This window comes from Streptomyces roseochromogenus subsp. oscitans DS 12.976, assembly GCF_000497445.1.
Taxonomy (GTDB): domain Bacteria; phylum Actinomycetota; class Actinomycetes; order Streptomycetales; family Streptomycetaceae; genus Streptomyces; species Streptomyces oscitans.
The window spans coordinates 9,068,033-9,085,906 of the sequence record NZ_CM002285.1; the positions used below are offsets into that span (position 1 = coordinate 9,068,033).

The window sequence follows — 17,874 nt, forward strand, 5'->3', positions numbered from 1 at the left end:
GTGGAAGCTGGTGACCGGTACCTTCCTGCTGTTCCTGGGCGCCCTGGTGGGCCTGTTCGGGTACGCCTACGCCACGACGACGATCCCCAGCGCCAACCCCAGCACGCAGCAGCAGAGCAACACCTACTACTGGTCGGACGGCTCGGTGATGACCACGCAGGGGTCGACCAACCGGCAGAACGTCGACCTCTCCCAGGTCCCGATGCTGGTGCAGTGGGACTTCCTCGCCGCGGAGAACGCCACTTTCTACAGCGACCCCGGCGTCGACACGCAGGGCATGCTCCGCGCCGTCTATCACATGGCCACCGGCGGCGAGGTGCAGTCCGGGTCCACCATCACCCAGCAGTTCGTGAAGAACACCTACCTCAGTCAGGACCAGTCGGTCACCCGCAAGCTCAGGGAGATCATGATCTCCCTGAAGATCGGCGGCCAGATGTCCAAGCGGCAGATCCTCCAGGGGTATCTCAACAGCTGCTACTACGGCCGCGACGCGTACGGCATCGAGGCCGCGGCGCGCACCTACTACCACGAGCACGCCTCCCAGCTGACCGTCAGCCAGGGCGCCTTCATCGCCGCCACGGTCAACGAGCCGAGCCTGCTGATGCACGCCGACACCGACCCGCAGGCCAAGGCCCAGGCCGCGGCGCGCTGGAAGTACGTACTGGACCGCATGGCCAAGATCAACAAGATCACCGCCGCGCAGGAACAGCAGTACCTGGCCGCCGGGTTCCCGACGCCCAAGTCCTACGCTCCGTCGGCGGGGATGTCCGGGCAGACCGGCTACCTGGTGCAGACCGCGGAGAAGTACGTCGAAGCCCACGCGTCCCTCACGGACCAGCAGCTGGGCCACGGCGGCTATCAGATCTACACCACCTTCGACAAGAAGAAGGTGAAGGCGCTGTCGGCGTCCGTCGCGGCGATGGAGCAGAAGCACCTCGACCCGCGACACCGCTCGGCCGACAAGGACGTCCAGGTCGGGGCGGCGTCCATCGATCCGTCCTCCGGCGCGGTCGTGGCGCTGTACGGCGGCGCGGGCTGGGACAAGGGCCACTGGACGGACAACGCTGACGCCACCGGTGTGCCGGTCGGCTCCACCTTCAAGCCGATCGACCTGGCCTCCGCCCTGGACCACGGTGCCGTCCTGTCCCCGGGCCAGCAGGCCTCGCCGATCACCCCGGACTCCAAGTTCAACGGCGACGACGGAATCACCATCAAGAACCAGCAGGGTCAGGAGCTGCAGGACCCGAGCGACCCCACCGGGCTCCTCCACCAGCGCAACGACGTGCCCACGAAGTGGGGTTACATCACCCTGCGCAAGGCGATGGAGCAGTCGGTCAACACCCCCTACGTCCAGCTCGGCGAGTACGTCGGCTACGACAACGTGGAGGGCGAGGCCCTCAAGGCGGGTCTGCTGCGCAAGAGCCTTCAGTACGACACCCCCGGCTTCTACATCGGCACCTCCACTCCGTCGGCGATCCGCATGGCCGACGTGTACGCCACCTTCGACGACGAGGGCGTCCAGCACGAGCCGTACTCGGTGACCAAGGTCGTCGCCGACGGCCAGCAGCTGCCCGGCTTCGAGGCGCCGAAGGGCGCCACCGCCATGCCCTCCTCGACCGCCGACACCGTCACCGACGTCCTGCAAGGTGTCGTGAAGAGCGGAACCGGCACCAACGCGCAGGCCCTGGGCCGCCCGGTGGCCGGCAAGACCGGCACGACCGACGACTACAAGTCCGCCTGGTTCATCGGCTACACCCCGCAAATGGTCACGGCGGTCAGCATGTTCAAGGAGGATCCGAAGAACGCCGGCCTGCAGTCGATGCAGGGCGTCGGCGGCTTCTCCAAGGTCTTCGGCGCCGACATGCCCACCGAGGTGTGGACGGGCTACATGACCGCCGCCCTCCAGGGACAGCCCGTACGCCAGTTCCCGGCCGCGCCCTCGCTCGGCCAGGGCGCCAACGAATTCGGCACCCCGACGGCCACCCCCTCGCCCACCGCGAGCCCCTCGGCCACCCCGACCACGCAGAGTCCCACCGCCGGTGCCTGTCATCACCGGAAGAAGGGCTGCGTCAGCCCGAGCCCGACCGCCAGCTCCGGAGCCACTCCTACAGATGGGACCGGTGGCGGCCTGACCGGCGGCGCGGGCGATGGTGGCCTGCTGGGCGGCACCACCGGCGGCGGCACCTCACCCACTCCCACCCCCACACCGACCTCCACCCACCGCGGCCGGCATCCGTAAGGCGGCGGCCGGGGCAAGGCACGCCGCTCACGGCTTCGCTGATACCGGAGCCGCGAACGCGGCCTCGCAGGACTCCACCCCACGGGGGCCGCGGCTTGTCCCGGTCTCCGAAAGTTTCGGCATGCCTTGTAGTGTCGTGCGCGCCGGGCGAGAAACAGCAAAGGTCGTCACAAGGGGACAAGTGCGCGACGTGCAGATACCAGCGAAGGCCACAGTCGCCTGTGGTTGCGGGAGGACGGCGCCGACTGGGCTGCCAGTCGCTTATCTCGCCCTTCGGGCGGAGGCAGACGGAGCCGCACTCCGACTGGGTCGACGCGCGTGAACCGGGGCAAGCCAGTGAATATCAGTCCGAATTCCCGGGGTGGAGCGCGTGTCGCACCGTCGCGGCCCGCCGTGCCTGCCGACGCCCCGCCGGTCCGACTTTGCGCAGGCTGCCACGACGCTGCTGGACAGCGGCACATACATCAACGACACGCCACCGAGCCTTCCCTGGCACTTCGCAGTCTGCTCTTGGCCAAACCTGGAAGATGGGTGAAACAGTGTCGACGACGGCGTTCTGACGGCCAGCGGCGCTTCGAAGGCCGGAGACACATAGCAGCCGTCCCCTGAGCCGCCGAGACGCGAGCTGCCGCCTGGGGGCGAAGCCCCGGATCGCCCGTGTGTGAAAGAGCCATCACCCGAGTACGACCCAGAGGCCGATCTTGACGATTAACGACAACGAATGGATTTTGCGGCCTGGCGCCCGGGGCAGGGCAGTCGTGTACGCGGCTCGGACGAGTGACGGCCGGCTGCGGCCGCGTGCCGCGTTGTGGATGGCGGGGGCAAGTGTCTTCCTGTTCGGGCTGGTCGGTGCGAGCGCGCCCAACCCGAACACGCTGAGGGCGCCGATCACCTGGCTCCGGCTGCCCGCCATGTCAGGCACCGTCTCCGGGGTGGCCACCGCTGTCGCCATCGTGCTGTCGTGTGCCGGAACGCTTGGTCTGCTCCACGCTCACAGCCGAGGTTGGAGCCCCGATCCCCGAACCCTGTTCCGCGCTGGTGCGCTGGCCGTGCTCCTCTTCGCGAATCTCACCCCCATCGGCTCCTCCGATACGGCGAGTTACGCCGCCTACGGTCGTATCGCCGCGCTCGGTGGTGATCCGTATGTGACGACGCCCGCCCAACTGGGCGGAGCCTACGCGCATTTGGTCGGCGACGCCTGGCGGAACTCCCCGTCGGTGTACGGGCCGGTCGCCACGTGGTGGCAAGCCGCTGCCGCGTTCGTGGGCGGTGGCCAGCCGTGGCTGACGATATGGGTACTGATGCTCGCGAACGCGGCCGCCTTCCTGGCCGCCGGCTTCCTGTTGATGCGCACGGCCGACGATCCGGTCCGGGCCGCGCTCCTCTGGAGTGCCAATCCGTTGCTGATCGGCGTGCTGGTCGGGGGTGGGCACCTGGACACCGTCGTCGCCGTCCTGGCAGTCATCGTCGTCCACTTGGCGCGCAGCACTACCGGAAGGCGCCGGGACCTGACCGTCGGAGGCCTGGTCGGCCTGGCCTGCGGCATCAAGATCAGTGCTGCACTGCTCGGTGCCGGGGTGATCTGGCTGCTGCTCCGACGCGGCGCCTGGCGGCGGGCTGCCGGCGTGGTCGGCGCGGCCACGCTGATGTTGGCAGTGCTCTACGGCATGTACGGCCTGCATGCCCTGGACCCGCTCTCCCAAGCGTCGCACATGGTGTCAATGCCCTCATTGTGGGCCGTGTTCGAACACTTTGCGGCCGCTGTCGTCGGGCGTGGCGCGGCCGAGGCGAGCGTCAGCGTTCTGTGGCCACTGCTGATGCTCGGGCTGGCTCTGGTCCTCCACCGGCACGTCCCTACAGGGGCCCCTGCCGTCGTCACCGTCCCATTCGTGCTCTCCTTCGCCTGGATCATCGCGGCACCATGGTCGATGCCGTGGTACGCGGCTCTTGCCTGCGCGCTGGCGGCGCTGTTCTGCCCTGTCCGCCTATCTCAGCTCCTTATCGTGGTCACCGCCGGCCTGGCCCTGTTCCACAACAGCGGCGGTCACGGTTGGTGACAGTGCGGTTGTCGGGGTGGAGCCGGGCACCGGGCCCGCTGACCAGCCAACCGGCCATGCGCTGTGCGCGGTCCGGCGCTGACGTCGGGCGGGGCCCGCGACTGCGCCGACGAATGTCAAAGTTCCTTGCAGCGTCGCTCATTGCTGTTCGCCTTCGCGACCTGCGCGGTGGGCAGCGCGGCGACGGTGGCGAGGAGACAGTTGTCCGTTGCACACGGAGAACCTGGCGCTCGCTTGTGTCTTTGCTGGTGTTGCACGCCCATGGCGGCCATGCGGACGGAGTCTTCCCCGCTGAGGCTCCCCAACTCAGCCCGGCTTCCGGCTGGTCGGGCGAAGCAGGCGACGCACCGGCTGCGAACTTCGCGCTCAGAAACTGCTGTTGACCTCGTTGACACGCCGTAAGCCCAGGCGTTTCACTCGACACTCGTGTATGGCAACGTTGTCAGGCCGTTCGAGGCGGCCGGCACCGTCGCCTGTCACTGACGTCCCCGTCCTTCGGCACGTCACCACCTGTGCGAAGCACGAACCGCTGCGGAGGCAACCGATGGTCCGACCCCGACGTTCAGCTGCGCCACGCAACCGAAAAAGACTCCGGCAACGCCTGGCCGTGATCTCCGTTCTGGGCATCGCGGCACTCCCGCTCCCGGCCATCGGGAACGCCCATGCCGCGAGCGCCGCGACACCGGCCTTGGTGAACGACCCCGCGTCCCTCGTCAATCCTCTCATCGGCACCTCCGGAGAGGTGGACACCTTCCCCGGCCCCGATATGCCGGCCGGCATGGTGCAGTGGGGTCCCGACACGACGCCCGACCGCCCCTCGGGCGGCGGCTACGAGTTCAACGACGACAAAATATCCGGCTTCAGCCTCACCCATGTCTCGGGACCCGGCTGCGGCGTCGCGGGAGACCTGCCCGTCCTGCCGGTGACCGGCACGCTGTCGGGCAACCTCGGCAACGCATCCGTCGGCTTCAGCCACGACGACGAGCAGACCGGCATCGGTTACTACAAGGTCACCGACGCGGGCGGGGTCACGACCCAGCTGACCGACACCACCCGCGCAGGCCTGGGCACCTTCACCTTCCCCGCGGGCCGGCAGGCGAACCTGCTGTTCAAGCTCAGCGGCGGCGCCACACAGGTGGACGGCACCCGCGTCCAGGTGGTGAACAAGAAGGAGATCAGCGGGTCGATCGACAGCGGTCACTTCTGCGGCGCGAACAACCGCTACACCCTGCACTTCGACATCAAGTTCGACCAGCCATTCACCGCAAGCGGCACCTGGGTCGGCAGCACCATCAACCCCAACGCGACGTCGCTGAAGGCGGGCAAGGCCCGGCAGAACCTTCCGGCACACCCGTCGAAGCCGCTGAAGGAAAAGCACTTCACCGTTCCCGCGGCCCCCTCCCCGACCGTGCACGGGAACGCCGGTAAATCGTCCGGCACGCCGTCCCCGGCCCCGAGTGCCAGCGCGGCGCCCCGGACGTCAACCGGGGGCAAGACCGCCGCGGGCAACGACGCCGAGCCCCCCACGACGGGCGCGAACGGCATGTACCTGACGTTCGACACCTCCTCCCATACGACGGTGAGAGCAAAGGTCGGCATCTCCTACACCAGTGACGCCAACGCGGCCGGCAACCTCGCCTCCGAGGTCAGGAACTGGAACTTCGACGCCGTAGAACAGGCGAACCACGACGCCTGGAACGCGGTGCTGAACAAGATCCATATCGGCGGTGGCTCCTCGGACCAGCAGGCGCAGTTCTACACCGCGCTCTACCACGCGCTGCTGCACCCGAACGTCTTCTCGGACGACAACGGCCAGTACATGGGCATGGACAACCAGATCCATGAGCTGGCCAAGGGCCAGCAAGCCCAGTACGCCAACTACTCGGGCTGGGACACCTACCGCTCCCAGACCCAGCTGATGGCCATGGTCGAGCCCAAGGTCACCAGCGACGTCGTCACCTCGATGCTCAACGGCTACGACCAGACGGGCCTGCTGCCCAAGTGGGCCTCGAACAACGGCGAGAGCTACGTCATGGTCGGTGACCCGGCAGCCGGCATCATCGCCGACGCGTACGCCTTCGGCGCCCGGAGCTTCGATGCGGACAAGGCGCTCGCCGCGCTCCAGCACGAGGCCACCGTCCCGAACAACGACCGCCCTGGTGAGTCCGTGCGGGACACCAAGGGCTACCTCCCGCTGGACGAGAACGACTACGGCTGCTGCAACTTCTACGGCCCGGTGTCCACGCAGCTGGAGTACGACTCCGCCGACTCCGCCCTCGCCGCCTTCGCGAAGTCGCTGGGCAAGACGGGCGTCTACCAGAAGTTCGCCACCCGTGCCCAGGACTGGATGAACGTCTTCAACCCGCAGACCGGCTACATGCAGGCAAAGAACAAGGACGGCCAGTTCGCGGGCGGTTTCACCCCGGGTACCTCCAACGGCTTCGTGGAGGGCACGTCAGCCCAGTACACGCCGATGGTCCCGTTCAACCTGCGGCAGCTCATCCAGGCGCGCGGCGGTGACACGGCGTACTCGTCCTACCTGGACAGCCTGCTCGACAACATCACCGACCCCGGCAACACCAACGCCAACCTGAGCAACGAGCCCAGCGTGGAAATCCCCTGGGAGTACGACTACACGGGCCGGCCCTGGAAGACCCAGGAAGCCGTCCGCGAGGCCCAGCAGCACCTGTACTTCAACGCTCCGGTCGGCTCGTTCGGCAACGACGACCTCGGCGCGATGAGCTCCTGGTACGTCTGGTCCGAGCTGGGCATGTACCCCGAGACCCCGGGCACGGACACCCTGGCGCTCGGCAGCCCGGCGTTCCCGGCGGCCGAGGTGACCCTCGCAGGCGGCAAGACCGTACAGATCAACGCGCCGCAGGCCGCGCCCGATGCGCCGTACGTGCAATCCCTCGACGTCAAGGGCAAGGAGTGGAGCAACTCCTGGCTGACGTACCAGCAGTTCAAGGGCGCGGGCACCATCGACTTCACCCTCGGCACCCAGCCCGACAAGTCCTGGGCGTCCGACCCGTCGGCGGTGCCGCCGTCGGACACCACGGGCGGCGACCGTGTCCTGGCCGCGACCGGCCCCTCCAGCGACGGCCTGGTGCTCCAGCCGGGCGCGTCCGGTGACGCCACGCTCGACCTCACCAACCTCGGCAGCGAGGACATCACCGTCGACTGGAAGGCGACGTCGCCCTCCGGCGTCACGCTCGACTCCGCGTCCGGCTCGGTGGAGGTGCCCGCCTCGGGCAGCGCCGAGGCGAAAGTCCATGTGACAGCGGGCGCGAGTGAAGGAACGTTCCCGGTCGCCTTCGCGCTGACCGACCACAACTCCGGGGCGGCACTGAGCGGGGCGGCCCTGCCCGTGGCCGTGGCCAAGGCCGGCGAGCTGTGGCCGTACGACACCAACGAAGGCATCTACCCCGACGGCACGAGTTTCTCGGGCGGCTTCGACAGCGGCGGCTGGGCCTTCTCGCAGAACGCGCTGGCGGCGGCCGGCGTCACCAGCGGCTCCACCGTCACGGTCGACGGCATCCCCTACACCTGGCCGACGGTGACGTCCGGTCAGCTGGACAACCTGGAGATGGCCGGCCAGACCATCCCGATGCCGGCCGGCACATCGGGCGCGTCGCTGGGCCTGCTGGGCACGGCGGCCAACGCACCGACCGACGGCAGCGGGGTCTCGGGCACGATGACCGTCACCTATACCGACGGCACTTCCTCGAAGGCGACGGTCGGCTTCTCGGACTGGACGCTCAACGCCGGTTCGAGCAAGCCCATCGCGGGTGACGCCACGGCCGTCACCACGGGCTACCGGAACACCGGCAGCGGCGGCCGGGACGGCGTGAAGACCTACGTCTTCGCCACGAAGGTCCCGCTCGACGCGTCCAAGCAGGTGGCGTCGATCACCCTGCCGGTGACGGGCTCGACAGGCACGGACCACCTGTTCGCCTACGGCTTCGGCCAGTGAGACCCGGCGGACACTGACGACGGTGGCCGGTTCCCGGGGCGCGAGCCACGGGGACCGGTCGGCGGTGCTGTCGGTGATCCGGGCTGTGCTGGTGGACCAGGACAGCGCAGTCGGCTTCCTGGGCGAGGTCTTCGCCCAGGATCAGGCAGAGTTCTTCGACCTGATGGTGCAGCTTGCCGACTTCGCCGCCCTGTGTATGCAGTTCCGCGGCCGCGCGGCTGGGGCCGGGTGTGGGATCGGGTCGGCGGGCCCGCGTGGGCCGGCTCCGGGGCGCACCTCCGAGGACTGCCCTGGCCGCCGTTCTCGGCCTCGCCGCGGTCGTGTCTGACGTGAGAGAGGGCGGGATCGGTGTGAGACTGGGCATGGAAGGGGTGATCCGTGTGTCGGACCCATCGCACGCGTCCTCCGGTCCCGACACCGCCGTCGACGAGAATCTGCTGGAAGAGCTGATCAGCGAGGCGCAGACGGCCCTGCCCTTCGAACTGCCCGACCTGGCCAACCGGTGCGCCTCGGCCCTCGGCCTGGACACCGCGTTGATCTACCTCGTCGACCTGCAGCAACAGCTGCTCATCCCACTCGACGAAGCCTTGGATTCGCTGCCGGTGGACCGCTCGTCGGCCGGCTGGGCGTACCGCACGGTCTCCCCGCAGGTGGCCGCGGCCGATGACGGCCTGATCATCTGGATGCCGCTGGTCGACGGTTCGGAGCGGCTGGGCGTGCTGGCGGTACGGACCGCCTCGCTCGACGAGATGCGGATGCGCCGCAGCCGGATGCTGGCCCATCTGTTCGCCATGCTGATCACCTCCAAGCGGGCTTACAGCGACTGGCTCGCCGCCCGCTCCCGCACCGCGCCCATGCAGTTGCCGGCCGAGATGCTGCGGGCTTTCCTGCCACCCCACACCGTCGGCAGCAGAAGGTGCGTCTCGACCGCGGTCCTGGAACCGGCGTACGACATCGCCGGCGACGCCTACGACCACTCGGTGGTCAAGAACGTGCTGCACACCATGATCCTCGACTCCATGGGGCACGATCTGATCGCCGGCTTGACCACGTCGGTCGCCATGGCGGCGGCGCGCAACGCCCGCCGCGGCGGTGGCGGCCTGGCCGACGTCGTAGGCTCCGTCGACCGGGCGCTCGCCGAGTGGCTGCCCGACCACTTCTGCACCGGCGTGCTGTGCCGACTCGATGCCGAGACCGGGATGCTGCACTGGGTCAATTGCGGTCATCCGCCACCGCTGCTCATCCGTGCCGAGCGGGTGCTCGCCGGGGCGCTGGACAGCCCCCCGCAGCCGCCGATCGGCCTGGCCGGCCCACTCGCCCCGGCAGCCCGGCAGGTCCACGAGACGAGACTGGAACCGGGTGACTGCGTCCTGCTCTACACCGACGGTGTCGTGGAGGCTCGCGACGCGGACGGTGCGGAGTTCGGCCTCGACCGGTTCACCGACTTCATCATCCGCTCCCATGCCGCCGGCCAGCGCCCGGCCGAAGTGCTGCGGCTGCTCATCCACGCCATCCTCGATTACCAGCGCAACCAACTGCGGGACGACGTGACCATCCTGCTCTTCGAATGGCGCCCGCAGCACCGGTGACGCGGTATTGCGCTTGAAACCGACGACCCGCGGTCGCCCGGAAGAGCGGCCCTCGCGCGCGACGTCTCTGTCACTTGCCCCAGATCTTCCGGTACGCCTCTCGGTAGCCCGAGGGGTCCCAAGCGGTGGCCCCATCGCTGTTGGCCGCTGTGGAGATGTGCACGGGCGCGACATAACCGCTGGCCGGACGGCCGGAGAAGGCACGGTTGAACTCGTCGAGGATCTGCCAGCCCTGCAGCGACAGCGGTTCGGGGACGGTGGCCGCCTGGTACTGCTCGCTGTTGATGCGCTGGAACGCGGACGGGTCGCCGTCGCCGGCGCCGATGTTGAAGGGCGGGCCGGAGCCTTTCTCCCCGGCCGAGCGGAAGGCGGGGGCGGCGTCGGCGAAGTACAGGTCGTTGATCGCGACGGAGTAGGTCCACCGGCTCCCGAAGCGGGAGAGAAGGACGGAGACCTCCCTGGGGGTACGGCTGCTCGCGTCCGGGATCGGGATGTTCTCGTACGCCAGCATCCGCACGCCTGCACAGGCGGCCAGCCCCTTCCTGATCAGCTCGGACTTGTGCTTGGCGAAGGGGATCGAGGCGTCGGTGAAGAGGACGACCCCGGCATCGCCGTGGGAGCGTGAGATGACCCACTGCGCGCTGATCGCGGCGACCTCGTCGACGTTGGTGGTGACGTTGGTGAAGAGCCTGGGTTTCACGCTGGGGCCGGGGGATGCGACCGCGTGCCAGCCGATCAGCGGGATGCGCGCGGCGGTGGCCGACGCGACTTGCTGGGAGGTGGAGTTGGGGTCGAAACCGCCGATGACGATGCCCGAGGGCCTGAGTGCGACCGCCTCGCTCAGCGCCGCCTGGATGCCGGCGGGGGTGCCCTCGCCGTCGATCACCCGGACGTTCCAGCCGATGACCCTCGCGGCCTCCTTCACGCCCTGCGCGACGCCCGCGACTCCTGGGTTGGTCATCGTCTGCGCGACGTAGACGATCGTCTTGCCGGACACCGCCGCGGAGCCACTGGTCGGCCCGTTCCAGGGGATCTCGGACTTCTCCGCCCGGGCGACGGCGGTCTGGGCCCTGGCCTGGGCGGCGGGGCAGCCGCCCGGACCGGCGGTGGAGACCCCGGGGCCGTTCGACGAGCCGCGTTCGCACCCTGCCAGGGCGCTCGCCGCTGCCAGCAGGGCGAGGGAGACGGATCGCACCTTGACGATGCCGGGGAGGGCCTTGCGGTTGCGGTGCACGGGAGCTCCTCGCCGAGGAATGAGGGTGACGCGGCCGGAGGGGGACGTGGAGAGCCGTGGCGTGGGTCAGGGAGGGGTGCCGGCCGTGCCACCGTCCGGTGCCGAGGATGACGGCTCCGGGGGCGGGGTATGCGCGTCACGTGACGCGCCCGCCCCGGCGCGCAGGCGGCGGGCGGAGTAGCCGGCCAGGCCTACGGCGAGAAGGAGGGTGCCGCCGTGGAACAGGGGGATCGTCCAGAAGTCGGCGCCCATCTGGCCGATCCCGGTGAGGCCGACGGCGAGCACGGCGACGGCGACGAGCGTTCCCAGGGCGTTGGGGCGGCCGGGTTTCACCGCGGTGGAGCCGAGGAGAGCGCCGACGAACGCGGGCAGCAGATAGTCGAGGCCGACGCTGGGATTGCCGATCTGCTGCTGGGCCGCGAGCAGCACACCGGCGAAGCCGACGAGCAGTCCCGATGCGGTGAACGCGTAGACGGTGTACCTGCGGGTCGGAATGCCGACCAGGTCGGCGGCGCGCGGGTTCGAGCCGACGACGTAGAGGTACCGGCCGAGCGGAAGCCGCTCCAGCACCAGCCAGAGCGCGATGGCGAGGGCGAGCACGTAGAAGGCGGGAACCGGAAGGCCGAGGAACCTGGAGTCGTAGAGATCGGTGAAGGCGGCGGGGAGACCCTGCGGGCCGGGGACGATCCGTCCGCCGCCGGTGACCCAGCCGGTCACGGCGTACATCATGCCGCCCGTCCCGAGGGTGGCGATGAAGGAGTCGATCCGGCCGAACTCCACGACGACACCGTTGAGGGCGCCCACGACCACCCCTCCGGCGATCACCACGAGGCAGGCCCACGGCCAGGGCCACCGCTCGTTGACGATGAGGTGCATCACCATGACGTGCGCCAGGCCGAGACCATAGCCGATGGAGAGGTCGAACGCGCCGGTCACGATGGGGACGGTGGCGGCGAGCGCGAGGACGGCGGGGATCGACTGGTCGGACAGGGTCGAGTCGACCGTGTCCCGCGTGGGAAATGTGCGCGGCAAGAGGAGGGAGAAGACCAGGAAGAGCAGAGCGGTGAGGGCCAGGAGGCCGTAGGTACTGACGAGTTGTCCGGCGTGGCCCCGTCGGTGCTGCCGGGACGGGGACGTGGAGGACGGGGGCGAGGCGCTCATGAGGTGGTCGCGGTTCCGGAGGGGGGCATGGCCGAGGCCGCCCGGGTCAGCCCGGCGACCGTGAGGGCCGGACCGCTCAGCTCGGCCGTCACGGACCCGTGGACGAACACCAGGGCGCGCCGGCACACGCCCGCGATCTCCTCGAAGTCCGTGGAGACGAGCAGCACCGCGAGGCCGGTGGCCAGTGCCTCGTCGAGCAGGCGGTAGATGGCGGCCTTGGCTCCGACGTCCACACTCGCGGTCGGTTCCTCCAGGATCAGCAGGCGCAGGCTCACCCGGAGCCACCGGCCGATCATGACCTTCTGCTGGTTTCCGCCGGACAGCGTGCCGATGGGGGCCTCGCTGTCACGGGGACGCACCGAGAACCGTTCGATCAGGCGGGCGGCCTCGGCGCGTTCACGGCGGGGGGCGATCCAGTGCAGCGCCGGCAGGCCCCCGGCGCGCGGGTTGGCCAGGAGGTTCTCCCGTACGGTCAGCTCGGCGGCGCAGCCCTCGCGCTGTCGGTCCCCGGGCACGAAGCCGACACCGAGACGAACGGCGTGGGCGACCGTGCGGGGCCGGTACGGCCGGCCGCCGAGGAGTGCCCGGCCGTCGAGGAAGGGCCGGGCACCGGCGAGAGCTCGGCCCAGGTCCATGTGCCCGGCGCCGGAGAGGCCCACCAGGCCGAGCACCTCGCCGGCTCTGAGTTCCAGGCCGACCGGTCCCGCGCCGGCGGTCCGTACGGCGTCGAGGGCCAGGAGCGCCGGGCCGTCGGCGGGGACGGTGGCGGGGCGGTAGTGCGCCGGTTCGTCGCCGACGATGTCTTGCACCAGACGGGCGGGGCTGTGGCCCGCCAGGGTGCCGTGGCTGACGAGGCGGCCGTCGCGCAGGACGGCGAAGGCGTCGGCGACCTTGTACACCTCGTCCAGACGGTGGCTGACGTAGAGGAGGCCATGCCCCTGGTCGCGCAGGGCGCGCAGCACGTGGAAGAGCCGGGTGCAGTCCGTTGCGGGCAGGCGCGCGGTCGGCTCGTCGAGGACGATGAGTTTCGCCTGGGCGGCCAGGGCTCGGGCGATGGCGACCAGTGAGCGCTCGGCGGGGGAGAGGCGGGCGATCGGCGTGGCGGGGTCGAGGTGCCCGGCGATGATCCGCAGCGCGCCGGTGCAGCGCTCCCGGGTGCGCTGCCAGGAGATGAGTCCGGCCCGGCGCTGATATCCGGTGCTCAGGGCGATGTTCTCGGCGACCGTCATCCACTCCACGAGGCCGAGGTCCTGGTGGATGAAGGACATGGCGCGGGAGGCGGCATGACTCCCGAGCGGGTGCCCGTCCACCGTGACCTGTCCCGCGTCGGCGTGGTGGACGCCGGCGAGCACCTTGATGAGTGTGGACTTTCCGGCTCCGTTGGGGCCGAGGAGGGCGAGGACGCTGCCCGCGTGGACGTCGAGGTCGACCCCGTCCAGGGCGAGGGTCCCGCCGAACCGCTTGGCCAGCCCGCGGATGCGGACCAGCGGTTCCGTGGAGGTGTCGGGAGGGTCGTGCACGGACATCTCCGAAGGTCGGCCTGGCGAGTCTTTCCCGACTGTTCGCCCTTGATCCTAGTGGGCCGATCCATGGCATTTTGGATATTTCCTGCTTTATATGACCCCAATGGGTCAGCGGCGCCAGCCGGCCTCAGATGCCGTCGAGGCCGCATTCGGCCCAGATGACCTTGCCCTGAGGCAGGTAGCGCGTACCCCAGCTCTGTGCCAGCTGGGCGACGAGGAACAGGCCCCGGCCGCCCTCGTCAGTGCTGGCCGCCCGGCGCAGGTGCGGGGCGGTGTTGCTGGCGTCGGAGACCTCGCAGATCAGGGTGCGGCCGTGGAGCAGCCGTACATGGACGGGTCCGGAACCGTGCCGGATGGCGTTGGTGACCAGCTCGCTGAGGATCAGCTCCGCGGCGAACGCGGCTTCGCCGAGTCCCCAGTCGGCCAGCTGACGCACGGCGCAGGCGCGGACTTCGCCGACGAGGGCCGGGTCGGCCTGGAGGTCCCAGGAGGCGATCCGGTCGGTGTCCAGGGCGTGGGTGCGGGCTACGAGCAGGGCGATGTCGTCGCCGGGGTGGGCGGGCGCCACGGTGTTCAGGACCACCTGGCAGGTCTCCTCGGGCGTGCGTTCCGGGTGGGCCAGGGCCTCGCGCAACTGGTCGAGGACCCCGTCGACGTCGCGGTAGCGGTCCTCGATGAGTCCGTCGGTGTAGAGGACGAGCTGGCTGCCCTCGGGGAGGTCCAGCTCGACGGCTTCGAAGGGCAGGCCCCCGAGGCCGAGAGGAGGCCCGGCGGGCAGTTCGGGGAAGGACACCGTGCCGTCGGGGCGGACCAGCGCGGGGGGAGGATGCCCGGCGCGGGCCATGGTGCACTGCTGGGTGGTCGGGTCGTAGATGGCGTACAGGCAGGTCGCGCCGATGATGTCCGCTTCGTCGGCGGCTGGGTCCTCCCGGTCCAGGCGTCCGACCAGATTGTCGAGGTGAGTGAGGACCTCGTCCGGGGAGAAGTCGAGTTCGGCGAAGCTGCGTGCGGCGGTGCGCAGCCGTCCCATGGTGGCGGCGGAGAGCATGCCGTGGCCGACGACGTCCCCGACCATGAGGCCCACACGGGTGCCGGAGAGGGGGATGACGTCGTACCAGTCCCCGCCCACGTCGGATTCGGCGGGCAGGTAGCGGTGGGCGACCTCGACGGCGTCCTGGTCGGGCAGCCCCTGGGGGAGCAGGCTGCGCTGCAGCGCCAGGACCATGGCGCGTTCACGTGTGTAGCGCCGGGCGTTGTCGATGGACAGGGCGGCACGGGTGGCGAGTTCCTGGGCCAGCGAACGGTCGTCGTCGCCGAAGGGGGCGCTGTGCTGTCCGCGGTAGAAGGCGGCGACGCCCAGGACGACACCGCGGGCCACCAGAGGGGCCGCGACGAGAGAGCGAACGTGAGCCAGCAGCTCCTCGGAGTGCTCGGGGTCGTGGGCGAGCCAGCCCGCGGCGACGCTGAGGTCCGGTTCCAGCACCGCCTCCCCGCTGGTCAGACAGCGCAGCTGCGGCGTGGCCGGGCCGTAGTCGACCTGCTTGCCGACCGGGTGGAAGGGGCAGTCGTCACGGATGCCGTGGACGACCGTACGGCGCAGGTCGCCGTGCGGGTCGCTGGACTCCTCTCCGCGCAGTGCGGCCTCGGGCAGGTCGATCGTGACGTAGTCGGCGAGTCGGGTCACCGCCGTCTCGGCCAGTTCCTGGGCGGTGCGGCGCACGTCCAGGGTGGTGCCGATACGCGTACTGGCCTCGGACAGCAGCTCCAGGCGGCGTCGTGCGGCGAGGGCGTACCGTCCCACCTCCGGCTCCCCCACGAGCAGCAGCCCTCTCGACGGCCGCGTGGAGGAAGGACGGGTGTCTCCCGCTCCGACGACGGTGACGCCCTTGTTGCCCACGGCCACCTGGCCGGGTGCTCCGACGGCGACGGACCCGGACGGCAGGACGTCACGGGAGGCGGCAGGCTCGGCGGGGGAGCCCGGCAACTCCTCGGTCTGCCGCGGGGTGATGAGGGGATCCGGTGGTGCGGGGCCGGGCAGGACGGCCTCGATGGCCAGGCCCTGCACCCCGGTGGCACTCGTCATCGGACGGCTCAGCAGCGTGATACACCGTCCGTCGGACAGGGGGACGCGGACAGCGGCCCGCTGCGCGCAGGAGATCAACTCGGTGGCTTTCTCCATGAGGAGCGCATGGTCACGGGGGTGCTGTCCGAGAGCCAGTTCGTCCAGCCCCATGGTGTGGTGACGGCCGACGACGGCTTCGGCTTCGGTGTCCAGGTAGGCCCGCAGCAGAGCGCGCTCGCGTGCGGAACTGTGGCTCAGCAGCCGCCGTTCGATGGCTCGAGCCGCCTTGCGTATCACGGTGGCCAGCGCGGGATGGTCGAAGCTGCGCGGATATCCGAAACACAGGACGCCCTCGATACGGCCGCTGAGCGGGTCGCGGACCGGAAGCGCGCGGCAGGCGCTTCCCTGAGAGCGCTCGGCGAAGTGCTCGGCACCGTAGACCCGGATGAGCTGCCGCTCCGCCAACGCGAGACCGATGCCGTTCGTGCCGGCGACCTGCTCGGAGAATACGAACCCCGGCACGCGCTGGATCGCCGGGAGGCTTCTCGCCAGGGACGGCTCTCCGAAACGACGCAGGAGGACCGTTCCACGCGCGTCGGCGACGCAGATGTTCATCTGACTGCCGGCGAAGCTGTACTGCAGCCGGTCGAGCACCGGCACGGCCGCGCGGATGATCCGTGCGTCCGTATCGAAATCCTCTTCGAAGGGGAGGTCGGACTGGTCCGGCGAGAGCCCGAGGGACCGGCAGCGCTGCCAGGAATTCGAGATGGGTGTGCGCACGCCCGCTTCGACCGGCTCACCCTCCAGAAATCGCTCACGCGAACGTACGGGCCCCGTGCCGTCTGGCGCACGTCCCGTCGGTGTCGGTGCCCCGCCGAACCGAACCACCCTTCGCCTCACTCGCGATAGTCCGTTTTTGGAAATTACCTGTCATATATGAGAATACGAAGTTTGGGGGCATTGGTCATGATGCGGCAGATTCATCATGTACATGACCGGTCGGGCCGGTTGTCACAGGACCGCCACCGGATTGACGGGCGACCCCGTCCCGCCCGGGACGTTCAGCGGCGCCACGACCAGCAGGAACTCATACCGCCCGGCCTCCGCGGTGGCGGCGGAGAGGGCTTCCAGATCGAGGTTGTCCAGCAGCGGGACCCCCATCGCGGCCATGGCCAGGGCATGGACCGGCGAGTGCACGCCCTCCACGGGCGAGGGCCGTACATCACTGTCGCCGTCGCCGCCCAGTAGCGCGATGCCACGCTCGGCGAGCAGCGGTACCGCGTCCACGTGGAAGCCCGCGCTCGCCGTGTCGGGGTCCCAGGCCCCGAGTTCCGTACGGCGCCGGACCTGCCCGGACCGCAGCAGCACCGCGTCTCCCTCGCCGATCGTCACATCGAGCGCCCTTTCCGCGGCGGTGATGTCCTGCGCGTGCACCGCTTGTCCCGGCTCCAGCCAGCGGATTCCGAGGACGGCGGGAAGGTCGAGGAGCACACCCCTGGTGATGAGGGGCCCGAGCGCCGACACTGCGCCGAAGCGGGCGCCCGCGGTGCCGACGACGTCGCCGGCCCTCCGGCCGTCGTAGAGCTGCCCCCTGTAGGCGATATGGCACAGGGCGTCGAGATGCGTGATGCCCTTGCCGTGGTAATCGGCGGCGATGAAGTCCTTGTGGGTCGAGGGTTCCGGGCTCTCCACGTCACCGAGATCGGTCATGTGGTGCAGAGCGGGCTTGCGGTTGCCGGGCCCGGGGCGGGTGTTCCAGGGCAGCGCCAACGGGACGACCGTGCCGGACCGCACTCCGGCCGTGGCCCGCCGTACATGGTCCGCGGTCACTCGGTTCCAGGCACCGCGGTCGGCCGGGTCCCAGCGACCCCATGTGCGGACCGCCTCGAAGAGCACGTCGAATTCCCGACGGGAGACGGCGGGCCCGTTGCCGGTAGCGGCTGATCCGGGATCGGGGGCATCGGCGGACTTCGAAGTCATCTGTACTCACCGTTCTCCGGGCGTGACGCAGTGAGCGTGGCGCTCGTGATCAATTC

At 69.9% G+C, this 17,874-nt stretch carries 9 protein-coding genes; 4 read left to right on the forward strand and 5 right to left on the reverse strand.

Translation table 11 applies throughout. The features are described from left to right. The 4 genes from M878_RS88965 to M878_RS88980 all read left to right on the forward strand — a co-directional run. Nucleotides 1-2,239 (forward strand): transglycosylase domain-containing protein (locus M878_RS88965; protein ID WP_023553326.1); only part of this gene is annotated, 2,239 nt, incomplete at its 5' end. 812 nt (nucleotides 2,240-3,051) lie between these two features. After that, entirely contained in the window at nucleotides 3,052-4,296 is a 1,245-nt protein-coding gene (locus M878_RS50130; protein ID WP_023553327.1) for an MptA/MptB family glycosyltransferase, read from the forward strand. Nucleotides 4,297-4,903: 607 nt separating this feature from the next. After that, nucleotides 4,904-8,269, forward strand: coding sequence for a lectin (locus M878_RS88970; protein WP_023553328.1), 3,366 nt, complete (start codon nucleotides 4,904-4,906; stop codon nucleotides 8,267-8,269). A gap of 362 nt (nucleotides 8,270-8,631) precedes the next feature. Beyond that, nucleotides 8,632-9,858, forward strand: a complete 1,227-nt coding sequence (locus tag M878_RS88980; protein ID WP_023553330.1) for a PP2C family protein-serine/threonine phosphatase — start codon at nucleotides 8,632-8,634, stop codon at nucleotides 9,856-9,858. 70 nt (nucleotides 9,859-9,928) lie between these two features. On the opposite strand, the gene M878_RS88985 is transcribed toward M878_RS88980, so the two are convergent. The 5 genes from M878_RS88985 to M878_RS89005 form a co-directional block, all read right to left on the reverse strand. After that, the gene (locus tag M878_RS88985; RefSeq protein ID WP_023553331.1) at nucleotides 9,929-11,092 is read right to left on the reverse strand and encodes a substrate-binding domain-containing protein; all 1,164 of its coding nucleotides are present in this window, start codon (nucleotides 11,090-11,092) and stop codon (nucleotides 9,929-9,931) included. 66 nt (nucleotides 11,093-11,158) lie between these two features. Then, the gene (locus M878_RS88990; RefSeq protein ID WP_023553332.1) at nucleotides 11,159-12,253 is read right to left on the reverse strand and encodes an ABC transporter permease; all 1,095 of its coding nucleotides are present in this window, start codon (nucleotides 12,251-12,253) and stop codon (nucleotides 11,159-11,161) included. Further along, nucleotides 12,250-13,779 (reverse strand): sugar ABC transporter ATP-binding protein, encoded by a 1,530-nt coding sequence (locus M878_RS88995; RefSeq protein ID WP_023553333.1) that lies wholly within the window; start codon nucleotides 13,777-13,779, stop codon nucleotides 12,250-12,252. Before M878_RS88995 ends, M878_RS88990 begins: the two co-directional genes overlap by 4 nt. A 124-nt stretch (nucleotides 13,780-13,903) precedes the next feature. Further along, on the reverse strand, nucleotides 13,904-16,726 hold the full coding sequence (locus M878_RS89000; RefSeq protein ID WP_031227165.1) for a SpoIIE family protein phosphatase: 2,823 nt from the start codon (nucleotides 16,724-16,726) through the stop codon (nucleotides 13,904-13,906). Nucleotides 16,727-16,849: 123 nt separating this feature from the next. Beyond that, nucleotides 16,850-17,818: a cyclase family protein gene (locus tag M878_RS89005; RefSeq protein ID WP_031227167.1), complete on the reverse strand. Its 969-nt coding sequence runs from the start codon at nucleotides 17,816-17,818 to the stop codon at nucleotides 16,850-16,852. Between the last annotated feature and the right edge of the window lie 56 nt (nucleotides 17,819-17,874).

Coding starts and splice junctions, on each gene's coding strand:
- M878_RS89005 (WP_031227167.1), bottom strand. CDS start 17,818: ATGACTTCGAAGTCCGCCGATGCCCCCGATCCCGGATCAGCCGCTACC.
- M878_RS88980 (WP_023553330.1), top strand. CDS start 8,632: ATGGAAGGGGTGATCCGTGTGTCGGACCCATCGCACGCGTCCTCCGGT.
- M878_RS88990 (WP_023553332.1), bottom strand. CDS start 12,253: ATGAGCGCCTCGCCCCCGTCCTCCACGTCCCCGTCCCGGCAGCACCGA.
- M878_RS50130 (WP_023553327.1), top strand. CDS start 3,052: ATGGCGGGGGCAAGTGTCTTCCTGTTCGGGCTGGTCGGTGCGAGCGCG.
- M878_RS88995 (WP_023553333.1), bottom strand. CDS start 13,779: ATGTCCGTGCACGACCCTCCCGACACCTCCACGGAACCGCTGGTCCGC.